General features: G+C 59.9%; 13 protein-coding genes. 7 read left to right on the forward strand and 6 right to left on the reverse strand.

Features of this window, described 5'->3' with window-relative positions; translation table 11 throughout:
* Nucleotides 1–32: 32 nt before the first annotated feature.
* Complete coding sequence (locus NZK35_RS14380) at nt 33–1331, reverse strand: MFS transporter (RefSeq protein ID WP_259633230.1); 1299 nt, start codon at nt 1329–1331, stop codon at nt 33–35.
* A 316-nt stretch (nt 1332–1647) separates the two neighbouring features.
* On the opposite strand from NZK35_RS14380, the gene uvrB reads away from it, so the two are divergent.
* From uvrB to NZK35_RS34700, 4 genes are all read left to right on the forward strand, one after another.
* Nucleotides 1648–3789, forward strand: coding sequence for an excinuclease ABC subunit UvrB (gene uvrB, locus NZK35_RS14385; protein ID WP_259633231.1), 2142 nt, complete (start codon nt 1648–1650; stop codon nt 3787–3789).
* A 307-nt stretch (nt 3790–4096) separates the two neighbouring features.
* On the forward strand, nt 4097–6736 hold the full coding sequence (gene mutS, locus NZK35_RS14390; protein ID WP_259633232.1) for a DNA mismatch repair protein MutS: 2640 nt from the start codon (nt 4097–4099) through the stop codon (nt 6734–6736).
* Nucleotides 6737–6985: 249 nt separating this feature from the next.
* Nucleotides 6986–7831 carry a hypothetical protein gene (locus NZK35_RS14395; protein WP_259633233.1) on the forward strand — a complete coding sequence of 282 codons (846 nt, stop codon included), beginning with the start codon at nt 6986–6988 and terminating at the stop codon, nt 7829–7831.
* Nucleotides 7832–8334: 503 nt separating this feature from the next.
* Nucleotides 8335–11115, forward strand: coding sequence for a hypothetical protein (locus NZK35_RS34700; protein ID WP_259633234.1), 2781 nt, complete (start codon nt 8335–8337; stop codon nt 11113–11115).
* 205 nt (nt 11116–11320) lie between these two features.
* On the opposite strand, the gene NZK35_RS14405 is transcribed toward NZK35_RS34700, so the two are convergent.
* Together NZK35_RS14405 and acnA are read right to left on the reverse strand one after the other, a co-directional pair.
* Complete coding sequence (locus NZK35_RS14405; protein ID WP_259633235.1) at nt 11321–11659, reverse strand: tetratricopeptide repeat protein; 339 nt, start codon at nt 11657–11659, stop codon at nt 11321–11323.
* Nucleotides 11660–11671: 12 nt separating this feature from the next.
* Complete coding sequence (gene acnA, locus NZK35_RS14410) at nt 11672–14380, reverse strand: aconitate hydratase AcnA (RefSeq protein WP_259633236.1); 2709 nt, start codon at nt 14378–14380, stop codon at nt 11672–11674.
* Nucleotides 14381–14821: 441 nt separating this feature from the next.
* Here acnA and NZK35_RS14415 point away from each other — a divergent pair, with 441 nt between their 5' ends.
* Nucleotides 14822–15940: a hypothetical protein gene (locus tag NZK35_RS14415; RefSeq protein ID WP_259633237.1), complete on the forward strand. Its 1119-nt coding sequence runs from the start codon at nt 14822–14824 to the stop codon at nt 15938–15940.
* 379 nt (nt 15941–16319) lie between these two features.
* On the opposite strand, the gene NZK35_RS14420 is transcribed toward NZK35_RS14415, so the two are convergent.
* The 3 genes from NZK35_RS14420 to NZK35_RS14430 form a co-directional block, all read right to left on the reverse strand.
* Nucleotides 16320–18311: a hypothetical protein gene (locus NZK35_RS14420; RefSeq protein WP_259633238.1), complete on the reverse strand. Its 1992-nt coding sequence runs from the start codon at nt 18309–18311 to the stop codon at nt 16320–16322.
* Nucleotides 18312–18332: 21 nt separating this feature from the next.
* Nucleotides 18333–19163, reverse strand: coding sequence for a hypothetical protein (locus NZK35_RS14425; protein ID WP_259633239.1), 831 nt, complete (start codon nt 19161–19163; stop codon nt 18333–18335).
* A 63-nt stretch (nt 19164–19226) separates the two neighbouring features.
* Nucleotides 19227–21053 carry a cyclic nucleotide-binding domain-containing protein gene (locus NZK35_RS14430; RefSeq protein ID WP_259633240.1) on the reverse strand — a complete coding sequence of 609 codons (1827 nt, stop codon included), beginning with the start codon at nt 21051–21053 and terminating at the stop codon, nt 19227–19229.
* 289 nt (nt 21054–21342) lie between these two features.
* Here NZK35_RS14430 and NZK35_RS14435 point away from each other — a divergent pair, with 289 nt between their 5' ends.
* A complete protein-coding gene (locus tag NZK35_RS14435) occupies nt 21343–22041 on the forward strand; it encodes an ATP-binding protein (protein ID WP_259633241.1) in 699 nt (232 codons plus the stop codon).
* A 117-nt stretch (nt 22042–22158) separates the two neighbouring features.
* Nucleotides 22159–22752 (forward strand): hypothetical protein, encoded by a 594-nt coding sequence (locus tag NZK35_RS14440; RefSeq protein ID WP_259633242.1) that lies wholly within the window; start codon nt 22159–22161, stop codon nt 22750–22752.
* Nucleotides 22753–22824: the final 72 nt, after the last annotated feature.

Consider the following 22824-nt stretch of genomic DNA (forward strand, 5'->3'; position numbering starts at 1 on the left):
GCGCCCTGCCGCTAAAAAATTGCGTCACAGACTCAACGGGCCGTCACCGGCTGGGGTGGGCGGATGAACCAGGCCGCGATCGCCAGGGGCGTCATAGCTGCCGCGAAGCAGAGAATCGCTTGGTCATAGCTGCCCGTCGCATCATTGACCCACCCCATGATCAATGGCCCACAGCCACTGCCGGCGACGGTGCCGCACCAGACCGCTCCCCGAATGCTGCCCAAGTGTTGCCGCCCGTAGAAATGCACCCAGGCAACACCGCTGACCGAGATCAGCATCCCTTGCCCGCCGCCAAACAGACCCGCGAACACCTGGGCGCCGCGCACCGAAGGATCCAGAGACAGCCAGATCAACGAACCGGCGACCATGGCGGTTCCAAGGCCGAGCAACCGGTTCAGTCGCACAAAATCCGCCAACACACCTCCGCCGAGTTGCATCGCCAGCATCGTCATGCCGAGGATCTTGAACAGCCCACTGGCGGTGTCCGACGGCATTTCCCGCTGCTCGCATAATGTGAACAAATAAAACAGGACCCCGGTACCAGCCATCGCCCAAATGACATTGGACAGGCCGAGGATGTAGTACGACCCCGTCCGCGCCGCCTGAGACAGGGTCAGCGACTCGGGGTCCACTTCGATCTGCAGTTCGGATTCACTGGCATCCGACGTCTCGGTTGCGTGACCGAGAGACAAGCGTCCGGCGTGTCCATCGACAAATTGCCCCAAATCTTCCGGCCGATTGCGATAGAGCAGCAGGACCAGCGGTAGCAGCGTCAGAACGAGAATGGCTGCGAGCGTCTGATACGTCGACCGCCAACCGATGGACTCAATCGTGCTCGCCAGCAAATCGGGAACCCAAGCAAACGCGATCGCCGAACCGATGCTGAGCACCGCCGAGACACGTCCGATGCGGTTGCGAAACCACATCGCCGTCGTATTGCCGGACAAAAGTGTCAGCGAGCCTTGACCGAGAAAACGCAGCAAGAAGAACGCAGCCAGCAAACCATAAAACCCGTTGACGCTGGACGCGAACAGGCAAGCCAGCGCCAGGGCGACGATGACGATCGATGCGACGCGTTTGAGCCCGTGACGATCAGCCGCGGGGCCGACGAAGGTCAACGGGACGGCCGCAAACAGCGTCCCCAACATGTACGCCAAACCGAGCCGGCTTTGCGTCAGACTCAAACTTTCCAGCAATGAGGGTGTGAAGGCGCTGACCGCGAACGTCTGACCAGGGCTGGTCCCCAGTTGCATCAGCATCGCGATCGGCAGCATCAAATAGCCATAAAAAAATGGCAGCCGTCGCGCGAGTCGGTCGGACAGAGAATTCATAACAAGGTTTCAGGATGATACCCGACGGAGCGGAGGCCGGATCGAGAGAACGTCGAACGACTCACCGGGATCATATCCGCCACGCCAGTCGACGCCAGACGCCGAATGCGTGTTCGTCATGAAGAAGCAGCGTTCGTCTCGTCCACTGCATCAATAGAATCGGTGACAAAGCACTCGTTCAGGCCATCCGCCGGTCCACCAAAAAAACACTGGGTGACACCGGGTTCGGGGCGATGTGGCCTTGGGTCGTCTCCGCGTCTGGGTGATAATTCGACTTGAAATCAACCCTTTGGCGACAACCCCGGTGACGATCAGGATGGACGAACAAACAGAACTGCAGACCGCCGAGGAGCTGCCCCGCGCTGAGTTTCATCTCAACCAGCCCTTTCCTCCGGCCGGTGATCAGCCTCAGGCGATCGAGCAGCTGACCAAGGGGTTCAACTCCGGGTCGTCCGCGCAGGTGCTTCTCGGTGCGACCGGAACCGGGAAAACCTACACCATGGCCAATGTGATTGCCAACATCGGCCGCCCGGCGCTGGTGCTCAGTCACAACAAGACGTTGGCCGCCCAGTTGTACAGTGAGTTCAAGGAGTTCTTTCCCGAGAACGCGGTCCATTATTTCGTCAGCTATTACGATTATTATCAGCCCGAAGCCTACATCCCCCAACGCGACGTCTACATCGAAAAAGACGCTTCGATCAACGAAGAAATTGATCGACTGCGATTGGCCACCACCAGCAGTCTGGTCAGCCGACGCGACGTCGTGATCGTTGCCTCGGTCAGCAGCATCTATGGACTGGGGTCACCCGATGATTACAAGCAACTGGTCGTCAGTCTGACGCGGGGCGAATCGATTCGCCGCGATCACTTGCTGCTGAAACTGGTCGACGTGCTATACGAACGCAATGACATGGCGTTCGAACGCGGCAAGTTTCGCGTGCGTGGCGATAGCATCGAATTGTGGCCCAGCTATGAAGAGTTTGCGTATCGGATCGAAATGTGGGGGGACCAGATCGACCAGATTTCGATCATCAAACCCGTCTCTGGTGAAACCGTCAAAACACTCTCCCAGGTCTTCGTCTACCCGGCGAAACACTTTGTGATGCCCGACGATCGAATCAAACGGGCGATCAGCGTGATCCGCGCGGAGTTGAAACATCAGTTGGAATTGTTTCAAAAGCAAGGCAAGTTGCTCGAAGCGCAACGTCTGTCCGCACGGACTCGATTTGATCTCGAGATGTTGGCCGAAGTGGGCCATTGCCCCGGCATCGAAAACTACTCTCGGCCGCTGTCGGGCAAAGCGCCGGGTTCGTCGCCTGACACGTTGTACGAATTTTTCCCCGACGACTTCATCACCTTCGTCGATGAATCGCACGTCACGGTGCCTCAGGTGCGCGCGATGTACGCCGGTGACCGTAGCCGAAAGATGACGCTGGTCGATCACGGGTTTCGGCTGCCGAGTGCGCTGGACAACCGGCCGCTGAAATTTGAAGAGTGGGAAGAACGAACCGGTCAGATCTGTTTCGTCAGTGCGACGCCTAGCGATTACGAATTGGAACGCACCGGCGGCGAAGTGGTCGAACAAATCATTCGCCCGACGGGATTGTTGGATCCCGAGGTGGAAGTCGTTTCGGCGCGGGGACAGGTCAATCACTTGATCAACGAAATTCGCATCCGAGCCGAACGAGACGAACGGGTGCTGGTCACCGCGCTGACGAAACGATTGGCGGAGGATTTGGCGAACTTCTTCCAAGAGCAAAACGTGCGTTGCCGTTGGCTGCACAGTGAACTCAATGCGTTCGAGCGCGTGGATCTGTTGCAAGAACTACGGGCCGGGCACTTCGATTGTCTCGTCGGCGTCAACCTGCTCCGCGAAGGCTTGGACCTGCCCGAAGTCTCCCTGGTCGCGATCCTGGACGCCGACAAAGAAGGCTTCTTGCGCAGCGAAACCAGCTTGATTCAAACCATCGGGCGGGCGGCTCGCAACGCCAACAGCAAAGTGATCTTGTATGCCGACAAGGTGACCGAGTCGATGCGATTGGCGATCGGTGAAACCGAACGGCGTCGCGCGATTCAACAGGCCTACAACGAAGAACACGGCATCACCCCCGAAACGGTGCGGAAAAAGATCAAGGCGGGGATCGAGACCGACGCGGCCAAACGACGAAAAACGATCGCGAAGGCGCAGGAGGAATCCGAAACGACGTACATCACCCTGGAATTCGTCGAAGCGCTCGAGCGAGAAATGTTGTCGGCCGCGGAGGACTTGGAATTCGAGCGTGCGGCACAGCTGCGAGACCGAGTCTTGCAGCTGAAAGAAAACATCGGCAAACCGTTGGCGGAAGTCGAAGAGGATAAACCCTCCAGCGCGACGGGCCGACAAAGTCAACGCGGACGACGCAAGGGAACCAAGGGGACCGGCGGCCGCAGCAAGATCCCCAGACCCAAGCGTGGTTGAGCAGCGTGAACATCAAATCACAACGGACGTCAATCGCCGGGGGCAGGCGTACGCGCATCCGTTTCTAGTCGCTGTGGAAAACTGGTAAGAAGATTTCGGAGGTAAGAAAATGCGGAAACGCACCATCCTATCGACAGATCCAATCTTCCTACCCCAAAAATCTTCCTACCACTCCGCCTGGCAGCGTCGTCCCTGCCCCGCAGGGTTTCACTGACCGGCATCGGAGTGGCGTGAAGTGCCGGAAACGTCGCGAAGATTGCCGCTGGCAGGCTGTTAATCGACGTCGTCGACGGGTACGATTTCCGCCATGACTCCGATGATGAAACAGTACCACGAGGCGAAGGCGGCTTGCGGCGACGCATTGCTGCTTTTTCGCATGGGCGATTTCTACGAACTGTTTTTGGAGGACGCCAAGACGGCTGCTCGTGTCCTGGGGCTGACGCTGACCAGCCGCGACAAAGACAGTGCGAATCCGACGGCGATGGCGGGGTTCCCCCATCATCAACTCGATTCCTATCTCTGCAAATTGATCCAAGCGGGGTTCCGGGCCGCGGTCTGTGAGCAGGTCGAAGACCCCAAACAGGCCAAGGGGTTGGTCAAACGAGAAATCACCCGTCTGGTCAGCGCGGGGACCCTGACCGATGACGATCTGCTGGATCCGCGGGAAGCGAATTATCTGGCCGCCGTGGTGTTGCACACGCCACGAAAAGGCCAGAAGCAAACCGATGAACCTGTCGCGGGGATCGCTTGGGCGGAACTTTCCAGCGGGCGGTTCTGCGCCGGTGTGTTTGCCGTCTCGCGGGTCGAAGACGAATTGGCGCGGATCGGTCCGGCGGAAGTGATTTACCGTGAAGACGACGCCAAATTCTCGCCGGATTCCACCGCCCCGTGGTCCTGGACGGCGCGGCCGGCATGGAGCTTCGCCGAAGACGCCTCGGTCGAGTTACTGTGCAAGCAGTTCTCGGTCGGTTCACTCGAAGGGTTTGGCTTTCGCGACGATGACTCCGCGGCGGTTCGTGCAGCCGGCGCGGCACTGACCTATCTGCAGGAAACACAACCCGGTGGGCTGGATCATTTTCGATCGATTTCGGCGCATCACCGCAGCGGCGTGCTGGAGATCGATGCGTCGACGCGCCGAAGTCTCGAGATCACGCGCACGCTACGAACCTCGTCGCGGGCCGGGTCGTTGGTCGATGCCATCGACTTGACGTGCACGTCGGCCGGTTCGCGGATGCTGGCCGATTGGATCGCCGCACCGCTGGTCGAACTCGATGCGATTTGCCAGCGACACGATGCGGTCGAAGAATTCTTTTCCCAGGCGTCACTCCGCAGCAATGTGCGATCGACCCTGAAACAGACGTACGACATCACCAGACTGCTGGCCCGAATCGCCACCGGTCGAACAGGGCCGCGGGATCTGCAGCAAGTGTCTCGAACGCTGGCCGGGCTGCCGACGCTGAAGGCCAAGTTGGCCGGACGGCAACCCCAGCGGATCGTGCACTTGGAGTCGCATTTGCATTTGTGCCCCGAGCTGCGCAGCGAACTGGAAGCGGCGTTGGCCGATGAGTGCCCGCTCAATGCGGCCGACGGGAACTTCGTCCGCAAGGGATTCGACCCCGAACTCGATTCGTTGCGTGAGTTGGCCGCCGGCGGAAAACAGTGGATTCTGGAATACCAACAACGTCAGATGGACGTAACCGGAATTCCCAACTTGAAAGTCGGCTACAACAAGGTCTTCGGTTACTATTTGGAAGTCACCAACGCCCACAAGGACAAGGTGCCCGAGGATTTCATTCGCAAACAAACGCTGAAGAACTGCGAACGTTACATCACACCGGAGTTGAAAGAGTACGAAGAGAAAGTCCTGGCCGCGGATGAAAAAGCCGCCGCGCGGGAACAGTTGATCTTTCATAACCTGCGGACGCGTACCCACCACCATCTGGCGACGTTGCAGGAAGTTGCCGTTGCGATGGCGGAACTGGACGTGCTCGCGGCCCTGGCCGAGCTGGCCGCACAGCGAAGTTGGGTGCGACCGCAGATGACCGACGATTCCGTATTGCGAATCGAAGCGGGCCGGCACCCGGTGTTGGACGTGACGTTGCCGCAGGGGGAATTTGTCCCCAACGACTGTGTTCACGCGCCCGAGACCGGGATGATCCTGCTGATCACCGGCCCCAACATGTCGGGCAAAAGCACTTACATCCGTCAAGTCGCCCTGATCACCTTGTTGGCACAGGCCGGGTCGTTTGTCCCCGCCGAATCCGCGTTGATCGGGATCGCCGACCGGATCTTTGCCCGCGTGGGAGCCAGCGATGAACTCAGCCGCGGTCAGAGCACGTTCATGGTCGAGATGGTCGAAACGGCGCGGATTCTCAATACGGCCACGTCACGCTCCCTGGTGATCCTGGACGAAATCGGCCGCGGAACGAGCACCTACGATGGGCTGTCGCTGGCCTGGGCGATCACCGAACACTTGCACGAACAGATCGGTTGCCGGACCCTGTTCGCCACGCACTACCACGAGCTGACTCAGTTGGAAGAGTCGCTGCCGCGCGTCTCGAATTTGAACGTGGCCGTGAAAGAGTGGAACGACGAAGTCGTCTTTCTACACCGGATCATTCCAGGCGGGGCGGACAAGAGCTATGGGATCCACGTCGCCCGCCTGGCCGGCGTGCCACGCGAAGTCAATGAGCGTGCCAAAGACGTGCTGGCGCAATTGGAAATTGACCACCGAGACGCTCTGGATCGGCCCTCGATCGCTCCGCCCCAGGGACACAGCGACCGCGGCGGCGGCTCCTACCAGCTGACCCTGTTCGGATTTTCAGACCATCCGGTGCTCAGCCAGGTGCAGAGTTTGGACCTGAACTCGATGACACCGATCGACGCGATGCAGTTTTTGCAGCGTGCGCAGCGTGAATTGCGGAGCAATCCGGTGGTGAAGTCGTAGCGGAGGGGCCCGAATCGGCCGCCGCGATTCTGGACGCATCGTTTTTTGCCTTTCTTTTTGGCAAAAAACTCGATCTTTCGTGAAACCCTGCCGCTTCGGTGTGGTTTGAACAGGGTAACTCTCGACGAAATCCATTCATTGCGATCGCAGTGTTCGGGTCACAGTCGTGGGGCGATGTACGGCTTCAAAGCACGGCGGAACTTCTCCGCAGCCAACTTCTCTTTCTGTAATCTCTGGGAATCGAAATCAATGAAGATCACACGCGGCCCAATGGCCCTGTTGTTCGCGGCAATTTTGGCGATGGTCGCCACGGATGTTATGGCTCAACGCGGTGGCGGTGGCCGACCGGGGGGTGGGGGCGGCCGACCGGGCGGCGGCGGATTCCGTGGCGGTCCTGGAGGCCCCGGCGGCTTCGGCGGACGCGGCGGTGGTTCCATCCTGGGACTGTTGCAAGTCAAAGAAGTCCAAGAAGAAATCGAGTTGATGCCCGACCAGGAAGAGGCCGTCAAGAAGGTCGCCGAGGGCCGCGAACGCGTCGAATTCCCACGCGATTTTGATCGCGAAAATCGCGACAGCGAAGAAAATGTCGCCAAGGTGCAGGCGTACATGAAGAAGGTTGCTGAAGGGGAAAAGAAGATCCGCGAGCAACTCGAAGAGGTGCTGTTGCCAGAGCAAATGGAGCGGCTGGAACAAATCGAAGTCCAGCAGATGCGGGCCGGCGCACTGATGAACGAGCGTGTCGCAACCGAACTGAAGCTGACCGCCAGCCAGAAAGAAGAACTGACGAAGAAAGCCGAAGAAGCTCGCGACGAAATGATGTCCAAGATGCGCGAGCTGTTCCAAGGCGGTGACCGCGAAAACATGCGGGAAAAGATGGAGGAAGCTCAGAAGGACATGGAAACCAAGCTCGTCAGCGTGCTGACCAGCGAACAGAAAAAAGAGTTTGAAAAAATGAAGGGCAAACCCTTCGAAATGCCAGCACCCCAAGGTCGTGGCGGATTCGGCGGCCGCGGCGGAGCGGGAGGACCTGGTGGCCGCAGTGGCCCGGGTGGAGATCGAGGTGGACGCCCAGGCGGACGCCCGGCGGCTGAGTGATTTGATTGACCTAAGCTAGACGAGTTCGCTGCTCGAATTGAAACGTCGACTGCAGCGAAGCGCTCCGCTGCACCGACCAGGGACAGGTTCTCCACGTGAGAATCTGTCCCGTTTTTTTTTTCAGGTTTCAGGTTTCAGGTTTCAGGTTTCAGGTTTCAGGTTTCAGGTTTCAGGTTTCAGGTTTCAGGTTTCAGGTTTCAGGTTTCAGGTTTCAGGTTTCAGGTTTGAGTTCCAACAACTTGGAACTTGGAACTTGGAACTTGGAACTTGGAACTTTCGACAGAAGGATTACAACCGGTACACCTTCGTTGCGTTTCCGCATCATACGAGGTTGCATTTTCGCATCATCGCTGCCAACTGCGTGCTAGGGTTCCTCGGACGAGGTCTGTATGGACTCAGACCCGAATCGACTTCCCGCATGCGCCTGACTCGAGCCGATGTTCGCTTTGTTTTCAACCTCAACCCCCCCTGCGACGGCCCGCGATGGCTGCGCATGGAGAAAGGTGAGTGCGATAGCAATCGTGGTGGTCTCGCTGCTGCAGTCTGTCGGTTGCTCGCGACTGCGGCTTCCCGCCATCGATCCGACGGGGCAACGGATCTTCAATCCCCTGCCTGCGACAACAACGATCGCGCTGCCCGGTTCGGCCGGTGAAGGCCGGCTGGGGAACTGCCTGCGAAAACTCGGTGACCCGTTGAACACGCGTCCGTTTTCGTTGCCCGAACCGGCGTTTCCCGAACCGGTCGCTCCGCCGCCCTGCCTGACGCCGGTGCCCAGTACGTCGACACCCCCGCTGACTTCGATCGGTGGTGCGTCCAATGAACCGTGTGTTCCAAGCGCCCCTTGCCCGTCGGATTGCTTGAATGGTCCGCCGGCGATTCTGTATGGCAACGAGTGTCAGATGCGCGAGCTCTGCCGCCTCCCCAAACGTGGCAAGCGAGGCTGCATCCTGCTCTCGCCCCAGAAAATTGTCGCACCGGTCGGCGGGGAAGTGGTTCTGTTGTCGGGAATCTGTGGTGACGAGGGACATTTGCAAGTCGGCGAACCGTTGGAATGGATGCTGACGCCGGAAAGCGTCGGGACCTTTATCCAAGTCGGTGACGATGACCCTGGTGTGATGCACCGGTTGGCGCGGATCAAAAAAGCGTCCAAGCAAGATCCTGCCTATGCGTTCGGCGTGACCAGCACCAAACGCATCAAGATCACCCGTGGAAATTTGAATCCCAATGATGATGTCCAGTTGGAAAAGGGACAAACGTGGATCACCGTCAGCAGCCCCAGTGAAGGAACGAGCAAAGTCACCGTGTTGGCACCGGAAAGCGAGTGCTGGGATCAACGAAAAGCAACCGCGACGATCTACTGGGTCGATGCGGCCCGACAGTTTCCGGGGACGCAAATCGTGCCGGCGGGAACGCCGGTCACGTTGACGACTCGGGTGACTCGATCCGAAGGCATGTTGCCGGCGCGTGGTTGGAAGGTGTATTACGAAATCATGCAACCCGAACTCGGCTCGTTCGCTTCGACCGGATCGTCGTTCGCCGAGGCCATTGTTGACGACGCCGGAAACGCGACGGTGCAGTTGATCCCGACACCGGGCACGTCGGGTACGGCGGCGATCGCGATGCGGGTGATTCGCCCCGGTGGTGAGACCGACAACATGCCGCCGTTGACGCTGTTCACCGGCGAAACCTTTGTCACCTGGAGTGCGCCGCAGTTGGCGATTCGCGCCGGCGCGCCTCAGATCGCTTCCTTCGGCATCCCCTTCCAAGCTGCCGCGGCGGTTTCCAATCCCGGTGATCAACCGGCGACCAACGTCCGCGTGATCATGCAGATTCCACCGGGCGTGCAAGCCTCCAGTAGCGATTCGTTTGCCCAGAATTTGCCCAACGCGATCGTGTGGGAGATCGGTGAATTGCCGCCCCAGCAAGAATTGGATCTGTTACTCGACGTCACCACCGAATCCTCCTTGACGCTGAACTTTGAAGCCCGAGCCGACGGCCCGTTGGTGGCGACGACATCCGTCGCGGTCGACGTCTTTCGACCCTCGCTGGTCTTGAGCGTGGCGCCGGAGAAAGAACGCTATCAGGTCGGCGAAGAGGTGACGTTCAACATTGACGTACGAAACACCGGCGACCGGCCGCTGACGAACTTACAGTTGATCGCCAATGGCGACGAGTCGATGCTGCACACACCGAGCAACCTGCGGCGGGTCGTCAAACCCAAACAAGATCCGAACACACAGGAAGACATCCCGCTCCAGCCGGGTGAGACCTGGCCGGTCGCCGTGACCTTCATTCCGACTGATCCGGGCCGCCGCTGCATCCAGTTGGAAGCGACTGCGGATGCGGGACAGCGGGCCACCACCGAGTCCTGCGTCACCGTGATCAATCAGCCGCCGCCGACACCCGCAGTCACCGCGACGCTGTCCGGTCGCAGTCGGACTTCGGTCGGCAGCGAAACGCTCTTCCGCGGCATCGTTGTCAACACCGGCAGTGTGCCGTTGGACAACGTCCGCGTCACGATGGCCTACGATCCGCAGTTGCGACCGATCGGTGCAACGGACCAATACCTGTCCGAACCGCGCAGCGGTCAGTACATGCTTGAGTGGATGATCCCACGACTGGAACCCGAAACCAGCGAAACACTGGAAGCCAATTTTCAGGTGATCGGCACCAACCCCAGAAGCAGCGTGGTGTTGGCGGTTGAGTCGCAACAGGGCGCACGGGCCAGCGAACAGGTGCAGTTTGAAATCTTGCCTTCGGCCGTCCGGCAACCCGAACCCGCACCGGCCGCTCCCAACACACTGCCCCCGGCGACGGCGCCACCGATGATCCCCGGACCGCCGACGCGGCCCGCGCCGACTCAGGACCCCACGCCGCGGCCGGCCCCCAACCAGCCCGCCGAACCGCAATCATTGGGTCTGTCGATCACCGGGCCCAACACAGCCGTGTTTGTCAATCAGCCGATCCGCTATGACTTGCGGGTCACCAATCCGTCGTCACAGCAGGACGGTAATGTCAGCATCCGATTCAATCTGCCCGATGGTGTGCAGGTGGTGCGCGTCACGCAACCGCTGAGCCCCGAGTTGGGTGAGTTCAGTCCCAACGGAGGTTACATCTATCTGAAAGACATCGGGACGTTGAGACCGTTTGAATCGATCGACTACCTGATCTTGTTGACGTGCAATCAACCGAAAACATTTACGATCACCGCGGAAGCGGTCAGTCGCGGAAAGCCGTTGGGCGCGCGATCGCAGGTGACGACCCAGGTGGTTTCGGATCAGTGAACCAGGTGGCGCGTGAGAAGTCACTCACGCGCCGCTCGCTGACGCCGCTCGCTGATTGATTCCGGATCTGCTGAGTCCATGGTGAGCCGCTGGCCGTAAGGCCTCGGGCGGGCGCCAGCATGCCCGGCCGCTTACGCGTCACGGCTCACTCAATCAACAGACCGTAAAGCCAGTGGCGCGTGATCAACAACGAGCCACTCGCTACTCAGGACTGCGATTGCAGCATCTGAGCCTTCGCCATCGCGTCTTCGGCTTTGGCGATGTACTGCTGCTCCTGGGTACCGGCCCAGGCGCGTTGGTACGTCACGCTCATGGCGGTGAAGTTGAACGGATCGTTCGGTTCCAACTCACACGCCTTCTCGCCGTGCCGGATCGCCTCGTCGTGCTGTCCCGTCTTGGTGTAGACGCGGGCGAGGGCAAGGTGCCCGAGCACGAACGTCTCGTCTTCCTGGAGAATCGAATTCAAACCTTCGATCGCTTCACTGAACTTCTCGTCGTCGATCAGTTTTTCGACGTCGTTGTACTGACTGTGAATGTCACTCATGGTTGGTAAAAATTAAGCCTGTGCCAGGTTTCGGAGGACGGTCGGGAGGATCCCGCCGTTGCGGTAGTACTGCAGTTCGACCGGGGTGTCGATCCGCACGATGCAATCAAAGGTGTTGACGGTGCCGTCGTCGGCGGTTGCCGTGACCGTGATGGTGCTGCGGGGCTCCAGGTCATCCGACAGATCGGGGATCGAGAACGTTTCTTCGCCGGTCAAGCCGAGCGTCTGCCACGTTTTTCCGTCGGCGAATTCCAACGGCAAGACACCCATTCCGACGAGGTTGCTGCGGTGAATCCGTTCGTAGCTCGCCGCGATCACCGCTTTGACGCCCAACAACATCGTGCCCTTGGCCGCCCAGTCGCGGCTGCTGCCGGTTCCGTACTCGGTGCCGGCCAAGACGACCAACGGAGTGCCTTCCTGCTGGTATCGCATCGACGCGTCGTAAATGCTGGTCACCTCGTTGGTGGGCAAGTATCGCGTGACACCGCCCTCGGTTCCCGGCGCCAGTTGGTTGCGGATGCGAATGTTCGCAAAGGTGCCGCGGACCATGACGCGGTCGTTTCCGCGGCGTGACCCGAAGCTGTTGAATTCTTTGATCGGAACGCCAACTTCTTGCAGGAACTTACCGGCAGGGCCGTCGGAGGCGATTGCACCGGCCGGAGAGATGTGGTCGGTGGTGACCGAATCGCCCAGCAACACCAAACATCGTGCGCCTTCGATTGGACCGATCGGGGGAACCGCATCCCCTGTCACGTGATCCAAAAATGGCGGATGGTGGATGTACGTGCTCTCTTCGCTCCACGGATAAATCGCGCCTTCGGCGGCATCGATCGCGTTCCACAACTCGTTCCCTTCGACCGCCTCGTTGTACTGGCGGGTGAACATGTCGGGATCGATTGAGGTTTGGATGGTCTCCAAAATCTCTTCCGCCGACGGCCAAATCTCTTTCAAGTAGACGTCGTTGCCCTTGGCGTCTTTGCCCAGGGGTTCGGTGACCAGATCGATGTCCGTGGTTCCGGCCAGGGCGTAGGCGACCACCAGCGGAGGGCTCGCCAAATAGTTGGCTCGTGTCAGCGGATTGACGCGGCCTTCGAAGTTACGGTTTCCGCTCAGCACGGCCGACGCGACCAGGTCACCCGACTCGATCGCTTCGGCAACCGGTGCCGGCAGCGGACCGCTGTTGCCGATGCAGGTCGTGCAGCCGTAGCCGACGGTGTGGAACCCGAGGGTCTTGAGCGGCTCGGTCAGTCCGGCTTTGTCCAAGTACTCGGTGACGACGCGGGATCCCGGCGCCAAACTGGTTTTGACGTGCGACGGAACCTTCAATCCCCGCTCGGCCGCCTTCTTGGCCAACAACCCCGCGCCGATCATCACCGACGGGTTACTGGTGTTGGTACAAGACGTGATCGCGGCGATCACGACCGCCCCGTGTCCGATCTGGCTGCTCTTCCCGTTGTCTTGGATCGTGCCCTTGTGATCCAGATCGCCCGGATCGAGCCCAAACCCGGTCTTGCCGATCGGCGCGGTCAGAGCTTCATTGAAGGCCGATTTCATGTCGGAGAGCGAAATCCGATCCTGCGGACGCTTGGGACCGGCCAAGCTCGGTTCAACGGTTCCCAAATCCAGCGACAGCGTCTTGGTGTAGTTCAGGGTGGGGCCGTCATCGGTCCGGAACAGCCCCTGTTCTTTGCAATAACGTTCTACCAGTTGCACGCCGGTTTCGGGACGTCCGGTTTGACGCAAATAGGTCAGAGTCACGTCGTCGACGGGAAAGAAGCCCATCGTCGCGCCGTATTCGGGCGCCATGTTGGCGATCGTCGCCCGGTCGGCAACGCTCATCGCGTTCATGCCGGTGCCGAAGAACTCGACAAACTTGCCGACCACGCCTTCGGCTCGCAGCAGTTCGACCACGCGGAGTACCATGTCGGTCGCCGTCGCACCCGACGGCAGTTTGCCGGTCAATTCAAACCCGATCACTTCCGGCATCAACATGTACAACGGTTGGCCCAACATGTTCGCTTCGGCTTCGATTCCACCGACGCCCCAGCCGAGTACGCCCAGGCCGTTGATCATCGTGGTGTGGCTGTCCGTTCCGACCAGTGTGTCGGGCATGGCGACCGGGCCATCACCGGTGTCGCGAATCGCCACGACGTGTGCCAGATATTCCAAGTTGACTTGGTGCACAATCCCGACGTTGGGCGGAACGACACGGAAATTGTCAAACGCTTGCTGACCCCAACGCAAAAATTCGTAACGCTCGCGGTTTCGCTGGAATTCAATTTCGACATTTTGGCCGAGCGACGATTCGCTGCCGAAGAAATCCACTTGGACGCTGTGGTCGATGACCAGGTCCACCGGGATCAGCGGATTGATCTTGTTGGGGTCGCCGCCGATCCGCTGCATCGCCGAACGCATGGCGGCCAAGTCGACGACGGCAGGCACGCCGGTGAAGTCCTGCAACACGACGCGGTACGGCTTGAACGGCACTTCCTGTTTCTCAGGCGCCGTCGCATTCCAGGCGGCGAGGTTTTTCACGTCCTGTTCGCTGACGGAAAAACCATCGCAGTTGCGCAACACCGACTCGAGCAGCACTCGAATCGAGAAGGGCATCCGATCAATCTGTCCGAGTCCGGCGTCTTGCAATTTGCTGAGCCGGTAAATGGTGGCTGCTCCGCTGCCGGTTTCGAATTGGTCGCGGACGCTAAACGGGTCAAAACTCACTGCGTGTGTCTCTGAGTGCAAAGCGGAAGTGGGACGGTCAACGCGCACAGTCTAGCGTTTTGCTCCGAATAAATCGCCCCTGCGACAGGCCGTCACCGATCGAATCAAAACACAACTGACCCTCGAGACGGTCTCCGGCGACGAATGTTTTTCTGGCCGCCTCAGATCGCTGTTTTGGGGCCGGCGGCCGCCCAAAGAGCATGTCGTCGTCGGGATTCGGGCCGATCAAACCGAGCCGATCGCCCCGCCAGCGGTGCCCCGCTCTGTCACCCGACCCAGGAAATTTCCAAAACCGAAGCTGTCAAAATGGGCGATTTGAGGCCTGTGTGCCGGACGTACCGATTCTTTTGGTCATCCGGATTGTTTCTCGTCGATAAGGTTTTTCGACGAAGGTACTGATACCCCAATGGTTTCCGGCTGGAACGAGAGACGTTGATCCCCATGACTTTGAATTCCCCCATCAATCGTGTGTCGTCTCGAACACGCCGACGCGGCTGGAAATTAGGCAAAGCCCTGGTGCTGACCAGCCTTGCCACTGGAGTTTCTGCGTTTTCGATGCTGGGCCAGCCCCAAGCGTCGGCAGCCGACACCCCATGTGATGCCTATTTCGCCGGTGGCAACCAAGGCCTGTGTGACTGTGGCAGCTGCGGACAAACGGGGCGGACGTCAAACCCGATCTACAAGACACTCGACACGGTCGCCGGCGGCATCGAAAAACTGCTGGGACTGGACCGTTGCTGCAACGCCGGATGCACCACGCACGGCTGTGACGGTGGATGCGATTCGGCACCCTGGATGACGGACCTCGAATCGACCACTCCGCCGGTGCTGCAGATCCCCGGCCCGCCCGCAGCGTCCAACCCCCTGGCACCACCGCCCACCGCGGCGCCTCGATTGCCGACCGTCCCGCCACTGGCCCCGGCGCCTCGACAAGCTGCTCCGAAGCAAGCTGCGCCTAAGCTTGAAACACCCAAGCCGGCCGCGCCGGCCCCCCCCGACCCCAAGCAATCGTCGCGTCGTCAAGACATCCCCAACATCGCACCGGCGGCGGAACCAACGGGCCGCCCCACGCTCACACCACCACCGACGATTCCTGCCGAACCGGTTCCGACGCCGCGCCCCGCAACGCCTGCGATGCCCCTTCCCGAGCCGGGCTCCGATTCGCCGGATCCTCTCGGCGATCCGCAGATCTCGCCTCCCTCGCTACCCGAACTGCCACCCACGCCAAGCCCGGTCGAGCCCCCAACGCCACCGAAAAAAGAAGGCTCGATCTTTGATGCGTTGGATGATCTGGAGGACCTGGATGATCCGTTTGAGGAGGACGCCGCTCGATTGCGCCGGCAATACGGCTCCATCCGGCCGATGCTGGAACGTGCCAGCCGAAAGATCGCGAAAACCTACCAACCGGTTTACCCCACGCCCAAGACACCGACGCAATTGCCCCAAAAGCCCGCACGCGCGGTAGGCAGCGGATTGCGACCGGTCAGTCACGAAGAACCGATTCAACTGCGTCCAATGACCAGCCGACGTGTGTTGGCACCGTACCGGCCCTCGCGGTAAGCAACGCACGGAAAACAAGTGAGATAGGCTTCCAACCTGTCGACGCGGTAAAGCACTTTTGGCGGTAGGGCGCCAGCCCAATGCCATCTACTTTGATGCCAAGCGGGGTGTTTTCTATTAGCGGCAGGGCGCGAGCCCTCCGGTCTTTCACCGTGTTTTTGAAACTCCACCGGACGGCTCGCGCCGTTCCGCTAACCCGTTGAGTTCGATGCGAGCGGCAGGTCGCGAGTCCTCCGGTCTTTCACGGTGTTTTTGAAACGCAACCGGACGGCTCGCGCCGTTCCGCTAACACCTTCAGCAAAACACTGGCAATAAATGCTTCACAGCGTCGGTGGGATGGCAGACGGCAACCGGAATCGCGAGCTGGAAGCTTACGCCACTATCGCAGACCGCCATCGCTGATGTGGTAGCGGTGGCACTGGGTGCAGTCCTCACCGGCGGCGTTGGCGTGATGGCAGGCCGCGCAAGATTCACGCTCCAAAGCTTTGAACTCCGACCCGGCAAAGACGAATTCATGGTCCCGCATCGTCTGTCGATCACGAACTTGGTGACAGTGACTGCAATCACCGAGCGCGGAGACACTCAGATGGGGGCGATGCGAAAACTTGGTGAACGCGCTGCGTTGTCCCACCAAGCGTTTCGCCCGCCAGGTTGCGGGAATCGCGGTCGCACCGGGATGACAGGACACGCACGCGGCGACGAACGGTGCACGAAAGAAACGCTGCTTCAGTGGATCGTGTTCGGCTAACTGAGCAAACGTTTCGATCATCCCGACCATCACGGGATCGCCATGCCCGTTGCCTCGGTAGCTGACCGCAAAGCGTTGATCATCGCGATACCAGCCGCCGACTTGCACCAGCTCGGATGGCGGAACATCAGACATGACCGTTGACGAGTGATCCTTCGAACCGACCAATGGATCCTCCAGCAGCGGATCTTCCACCAATGCGTCTACATCGCCGGGCTCGCCCAGCAGGCTCGATCCCAATAGCTCGGTCCCCAGCAAGTCATCATCGTCCGCAAGGACCAATCGAATCTTCGGCCTCGGTCGTGCAATCGTGGCGCTTTGCGTACCGGTCAAGTTGGTCCGCGTGAACCATTTCTGGCCGGCCGACTCGAGCAACTGCGGCGACAGCGAACGTAGAACGGGTTGGAACGGACCGGGTGAAATCCCCAATTCCATCAGCCGCTCCTGGATCGCCGATTGGCCCCGTCGGTCGACGTCGTCAATCAATGCTTGATAACCCTTCGCCAGGCGCGAAAGCGTCTCAATGGTTTGCGGGTCTTCGATCGACAAGCGACTGACATCGCCCCCCGGAACACTCCGCACGATTCTGGACACCGTCGGATCGGCGCGCAACATCAACTCGGCAAGCGGCGAGATCACTCCGTCGGCAAAACCGGTCGCGTCCTCCGGCCAACCGCTGACGTTGTTCAAAGCGTTTGGCGGCAAGGATGGCAGAGCGACAAAAGCGATGCCCTTTCCTGCCTGGACGTTCATGGCTTCATCGTGACATGTTTTGCAGCTCGTTTCATAGCTCGCTACGCGAACCAGTTCACCCGTTGGGCCCGCGGGATGGCAGACCGAGCAGTCAAACGTTTCCGCCCCCGACTTCCACGACGGGAAATGAGTCTGCTGGTGGGTGGCGTGATTGAACGAGAGTTCTCCGCCACGGCCATAGGGCCAACCCTTCCAATCTGGATGTGAATCGGCAAACGCCCCAAAGCGTTTGCTGTGACAGGTTTGGCATTGGTTGTTTGACAGCGACAACAAGTCTCCCTCGGCGCCGTGGTGCTCTTGATGGCAAGTTCGGCAAGCGACATCGTTTTGGTCGACGGCGGCGTCGGGGATCAATCGAGGCAACAAGCCGGTGCTGCCGGCGGCCGAACGCTTGGAAGCCAGCCGAATCGTCTCGGTCATCTGATCGCGAACCGACAACGGCAGATTGTGTGCCGCGAGAGCCAGGTTCGCATCGATCGTACGGTGATGGCAATCCATGCACAGATCCGACTGTCGCACAGCGGCATGCGGATCACTTGCCGATTGAAACCAGGCAGCCAATGAAAACGCGGCTTGATGATGGCACGCGCCACAATTTTCACCGGCAACGGCACCGGCCAGAATCTGGGCGTGCGGCGTCGACAATTCACCTGGCTTGAACAATTGCTCCGCGGGCATGATCGCCAACGTTGCCACAGCACCCAACGAAGCGCAGATGAGAAAAAACACCGTCCAGCGACGGCGTCGCCCCGACCATGTGCGGACGCGGGCGTCACCGGTCGATCCGGCCGCGTCGACGGCCGGCATCCACGAATCGCCCGGGCGATCGTTTACCGGCGGTTGCGGGATTTCAAGATTGTCTCTTCGCATGACTTGCTTTGCGCCTCGCCCTCAACCCACCAGCCGCAACACGATCACCATGTGAATCAGCGACACAGCCAACAACACCAGCGACAGGAGCGAATGAAACACCACCCAGCAACGCAGTCGCAGCTGCAAGGCAAATTGATAATCCAGATCGTCGCGGCGACGCACCAACGCCGCCAACTGCCCCGCAACGCGTCGCCCGTCCTCCTCCAGATAGCGATCCAATTCTTTCAGGTCGCCGAGTAACCTGCGGCGGCGATTTCCGTTGGGGGCGATCACGTAGGCAAGTGTCGGACGGCTGACAAAAAACGGCGACAAGGCCTGTTGGTAGAACGTTTCCAGCACCTGCTTGGCCGACGTTTCGCTGATTTGGCGGCAGGCCGTGTCGGCTGCCGCGGCGATCTGATTCCGCACCCAATCGATACGATCAAAGCGATGTTGGCCTTCGACCGCCGTGAGTTTTTTCGGCAGCGTGCGACTGGCATAGATTCCATAAAAGCCGCTTGCGGTGACCATCAAAAACAGGATCGACAAACACCCCTCCAGGACTCCACCGGCGATCAACGCCGGAACGTGAAGCACATAGATTGCGGTCGTGAAAACACCCACGTAAAGATGAATTTGAGTCCAGGTGCTGACGCTGCCCAGAGGCCAAAACGGCAAACGACGTCGCACACCCAGCAGCATCAACAGGAACAGTCCCGCCAACAGGGTGAAACCGGTGAAGAACGCCGGCATTCCCAGACGTGATGTTTCCCGGCGGGTGGTCCCCCAAAAGATCGCGATCACGACCGACGTCACCAACAATGCGACGAGGCGACGTGTTCTCAAACTGGGACCCTGCGAACGATTCACGCTTGCAACTCTCCTGGCGTCCACGAATTGCAACGACTAACGCTGATGTTGCCCACCATGGCACTAGCTCCGTTTTTCCAGCCAATCAGAAAGCGGTGGCGATTCGCTCAAATCGATTCGGACGAGCGCATCGTGCGGGCAGGCGGCGGCGCATGCCGGTCCCGACGTCAGTCCACTGCACTGATCGCATTTGGCGGCTTTGCGAATGGCTTTGCCACTTTTCTCATCGACGTAGGGTCGCCCCTTGCGATCGACGACCTCCGCCATTGCGATGTTCTCGTAGGGACATGCCGCAGCGCAAACCCCACAGCCGACGCAGATCGGGTCGTGGATCGAAACCACGCCCGTCGTCTGATCTCGCGCGATCGCCCCGGTGGGACAGCCGATCATGCAAACCGGATCGCTGCAATGCATACAGGCCTGAACGAACTGCAAACGGTCGTGAACGATCCCCTGTCGCACGAATCGCGGATTGCCGTCGTGGACGTCCGCGCAGGCTTTGACACAATCGTCGCAGCGGGTGCAGCGATGCAAATCAATCACCATCGCTTCGCGACCGTTGTTCAACCGATGCTGAACGATAAACTCCAACAAGCTCGTCGACTCGAAACTGACGCCGGCGGCGTGCTCGATGTCCTGCGACGGATCTGGCGAAAAACGATCCGCCGCTTCGCTCCGCTGTTCGCTGCGAACGCGACGCCGATCCGTCCGTTTTTCGGTAAAGGATTTCTGCAACGACCGGGCGCTCTCGGGCAACTCGGACTTGCGGATGTGCGGCAAAACCTCCGCCGCAAACACTTCGATCGGAATCGAAAGTGCGTCCAAGAAACCGACGGCGCGCAGCGAGTGTTGGTAATGGATCGGACGCAGCGATTCAGGACGCATTGCGTTGTAGGCGATCTCTTCGATTCCGAATAAGTGGCCCTTGCCCAAATAGGCGACGGTTCGATGTGCCGCACCGTGACGCACGCACATCCGCCCAAAACCGCTCCGCACGACAATCAACTCGGTCGGCAGTTGCCCTTGATCAACGACCAAGGGTTCCGATGCGATTTGATCTGCCGGATGCAGCTTTCGGGTCTTCTTGTAGTCGGCGTTCCATTCCATTCTGCCGTACGACCGAAGCTCCGTCGCCTCGATCACGCGTTGCATGTTTTCTTCCGGCAGATAGCGCAACAATGGGATTTCACGAAGGTGGACGGGCAACCAGTGCCGACGATAATGTTGTTCCAACGTGTCGGCGAAGCGTCGGTCGCGACGCAGGATGCGCAATCCCTGCCAACGGATCTCGACCAATGCCGCTTCGGTTTCGGCGATCACGGTAGCCGTTCGCGGCGAGCGATACATCGCCGCCACTTCGCCGAACAACTCTCCAGGCCCCAGCGACACACTCTCGTGTCGCCGCAGGACACCCTCGATGTCCTGCAAGAAGATCGCGGGACGATCATCGACCTGGCGAATCGATTGGTGGCCGCCCCCTCCCACATTGATGCTGACCTGCTCTGGGGTTCGCGTTTCCGGGTGGGGCGAACGTCGCAGAAACCGCGACAAGGCTTCGCCCCAGCCGATCGCGCGAGCCGGTTGGCGACCGAGTTGCCGATCGGTCAACGAATCGACCAGCACACGCACGTTGCCGGTGATCAGCAAAAATGCACTGTTTCCGTAATCGCCTTCGCGAACGATCACCTCGCCAGGCTCGACGCGATGAAGCCGGCAATCGTAGCGCAAGATTCCCGACAGCGGTGTCGCACGGGGAAACGCGGATTGATCCATCTGATTGAAGGGGCCGCGTGTGCGCAGCCATGCGACATCGGCATCCGTCATGGATGCGTCGAGCGGTTCGTCCCATCGACTGGGACGCTGTACCGGAATTGTCGGGGGCGAGTCCATCGACCCTTCCATAGGCTCTTGCACAAGACAAGGTCAAGCGCAATCCGGGAAGTGACGGCGGCTGGGCGGGGTAGGCGGATCGGGGTGGTGGGGGTTGATTACCGCACCCTGGCGAGCGGCCAGTCAAACACCGAGCCTTACGTTGCCGATCGGCCGCTAGACTGTCACCACCGCGTTTCGGTTATACTGGCCAGGGTGAAGACCGGTGAATGGGGCCGTTCGGTCTCCGTGCTTTTCGACCGATGGCCGCAAACCATCTTGTTCCCGAAAACGATCGAGAGAGCGTTCCTTGAAGTCGTCGTTTGAATTCCAGCCCACGAATCCATTTTCGACGTCGTTCATTGCGCCGTCACAGGTCGTGTATCGGTTCTCCCACGGAGCCAACGCAACCAGTCCACACAACGTGGACGCACAACTGGAGTCGCTGCTGGCGAAGCTGAAGAGCACCCGCCGTGCGCTGATCGTCGGCCCCCACGGGACCGGAAAATCCACGCTGCTTCACACCTTTCTGCCCAAGCTGCAGCGGAGCTATCCCCAGGTCGCGTTCCACCAGCTCAATAATGATCCTTCCATGAGCCTTCGGAAACGTTTGGCGGAGCGGTTTCGAGCCGGCAAGCGAATTCGCGATGGGCTGATGGAACTTCCCCAAGACGGACTGTTGGTCGTCGATGGCTGGGAGCAAATGACACACCTTTCCAGGCTACGGCTCGCACGAACGGCCTCGAATCGAAAGCTGACCCTGCTGGCGACCTGCCACTACCGCATGCCCGGATGGACGGTGCTCCACGAAACCCGAGCGAACCCCAAATTGATTCGCTCCCTGGCAGAAGACCTGCTGTCCGATTCGCCGTACGAGCTTCGCAAGATGATCGATGGCCATTTGAAAGAGCGACGACTGACGCCGACGACCAATGTCAGGGAACTCTGGTTCGAGATGTATGATGTGGTTGAAGACGCCCACGCGCACGAACTGAAATTTCACGGCTGACGTCGACATCTCGCTGCGGCGGTAACGCTCCAACCGTACTGCCCCAAGCATGCCGCGTTCGACGCACCGCCACAGACGCCCTCCCGATTCCGCCCCCGCTCCCCACGGCCTGCCCCGATGCGACTGCCCGTCATCCTTGTCCAAAACCCGCCCGCCTCGGCTGCCGGTCTTGCGGAATCCTTGGTCGGCAACTTGATCGGACGAGCCGGCCTCGACTTGACCCTGGTCGGGCGATTCGATTCCCTCGCAGACGATTCCACCGACCGCATGACCCTGGACTCCATCACGGTGCCCTCGGCAGTTCTCGATTGGCGATCGGAGCCCGAGATCTTGGACGTGCTCGCAGCGATCGACTTTCATGGATCGCGTTGTCCGCATCAACTCGATCCGGATGGACCATTTGCCCCGGGGCAGTCACCGCGGCGTCTGTTTTTGTTCGATCTGACCAAACACAAAGACGTCCAAAAGATCGTCGCGGAACTGGATCGCCTGAGGGCGTCGTTGAGTGTCAAAACCGTTTCACTCGGCGCCTTGGGATCGGCCGGGTCGGCGGCGATTAAACCCGCTGCGAACAAGGACGCTGAAGCCACGGCACGTCCAATCACGGTTACCGCAGCACCTCGCCAACCGGCTCCGGTCGCCGCTGTGTCGCCCCGATCGGACGAGAACCTGGACAGTCTGATCGATCAGCTGGATGAGTTGGACGTGTAGGGTCTGCAGCTTGCGAGCGGAAAAGGGGTCAGGTGCGAATGGCACGGGCACAAGAGTTGGTGTGCAGGCTTT

The sequence above is a fragment of the Stieleria sedimenti genome (assembly GCF_025060895.1).
Taxonomy (GTDB): domain Bacteria; phylum Planctomycetota; class Planctomycetia; order Pirellulales; family Pirellulaceae; genus Stieleria; species Stieleria sedimenti.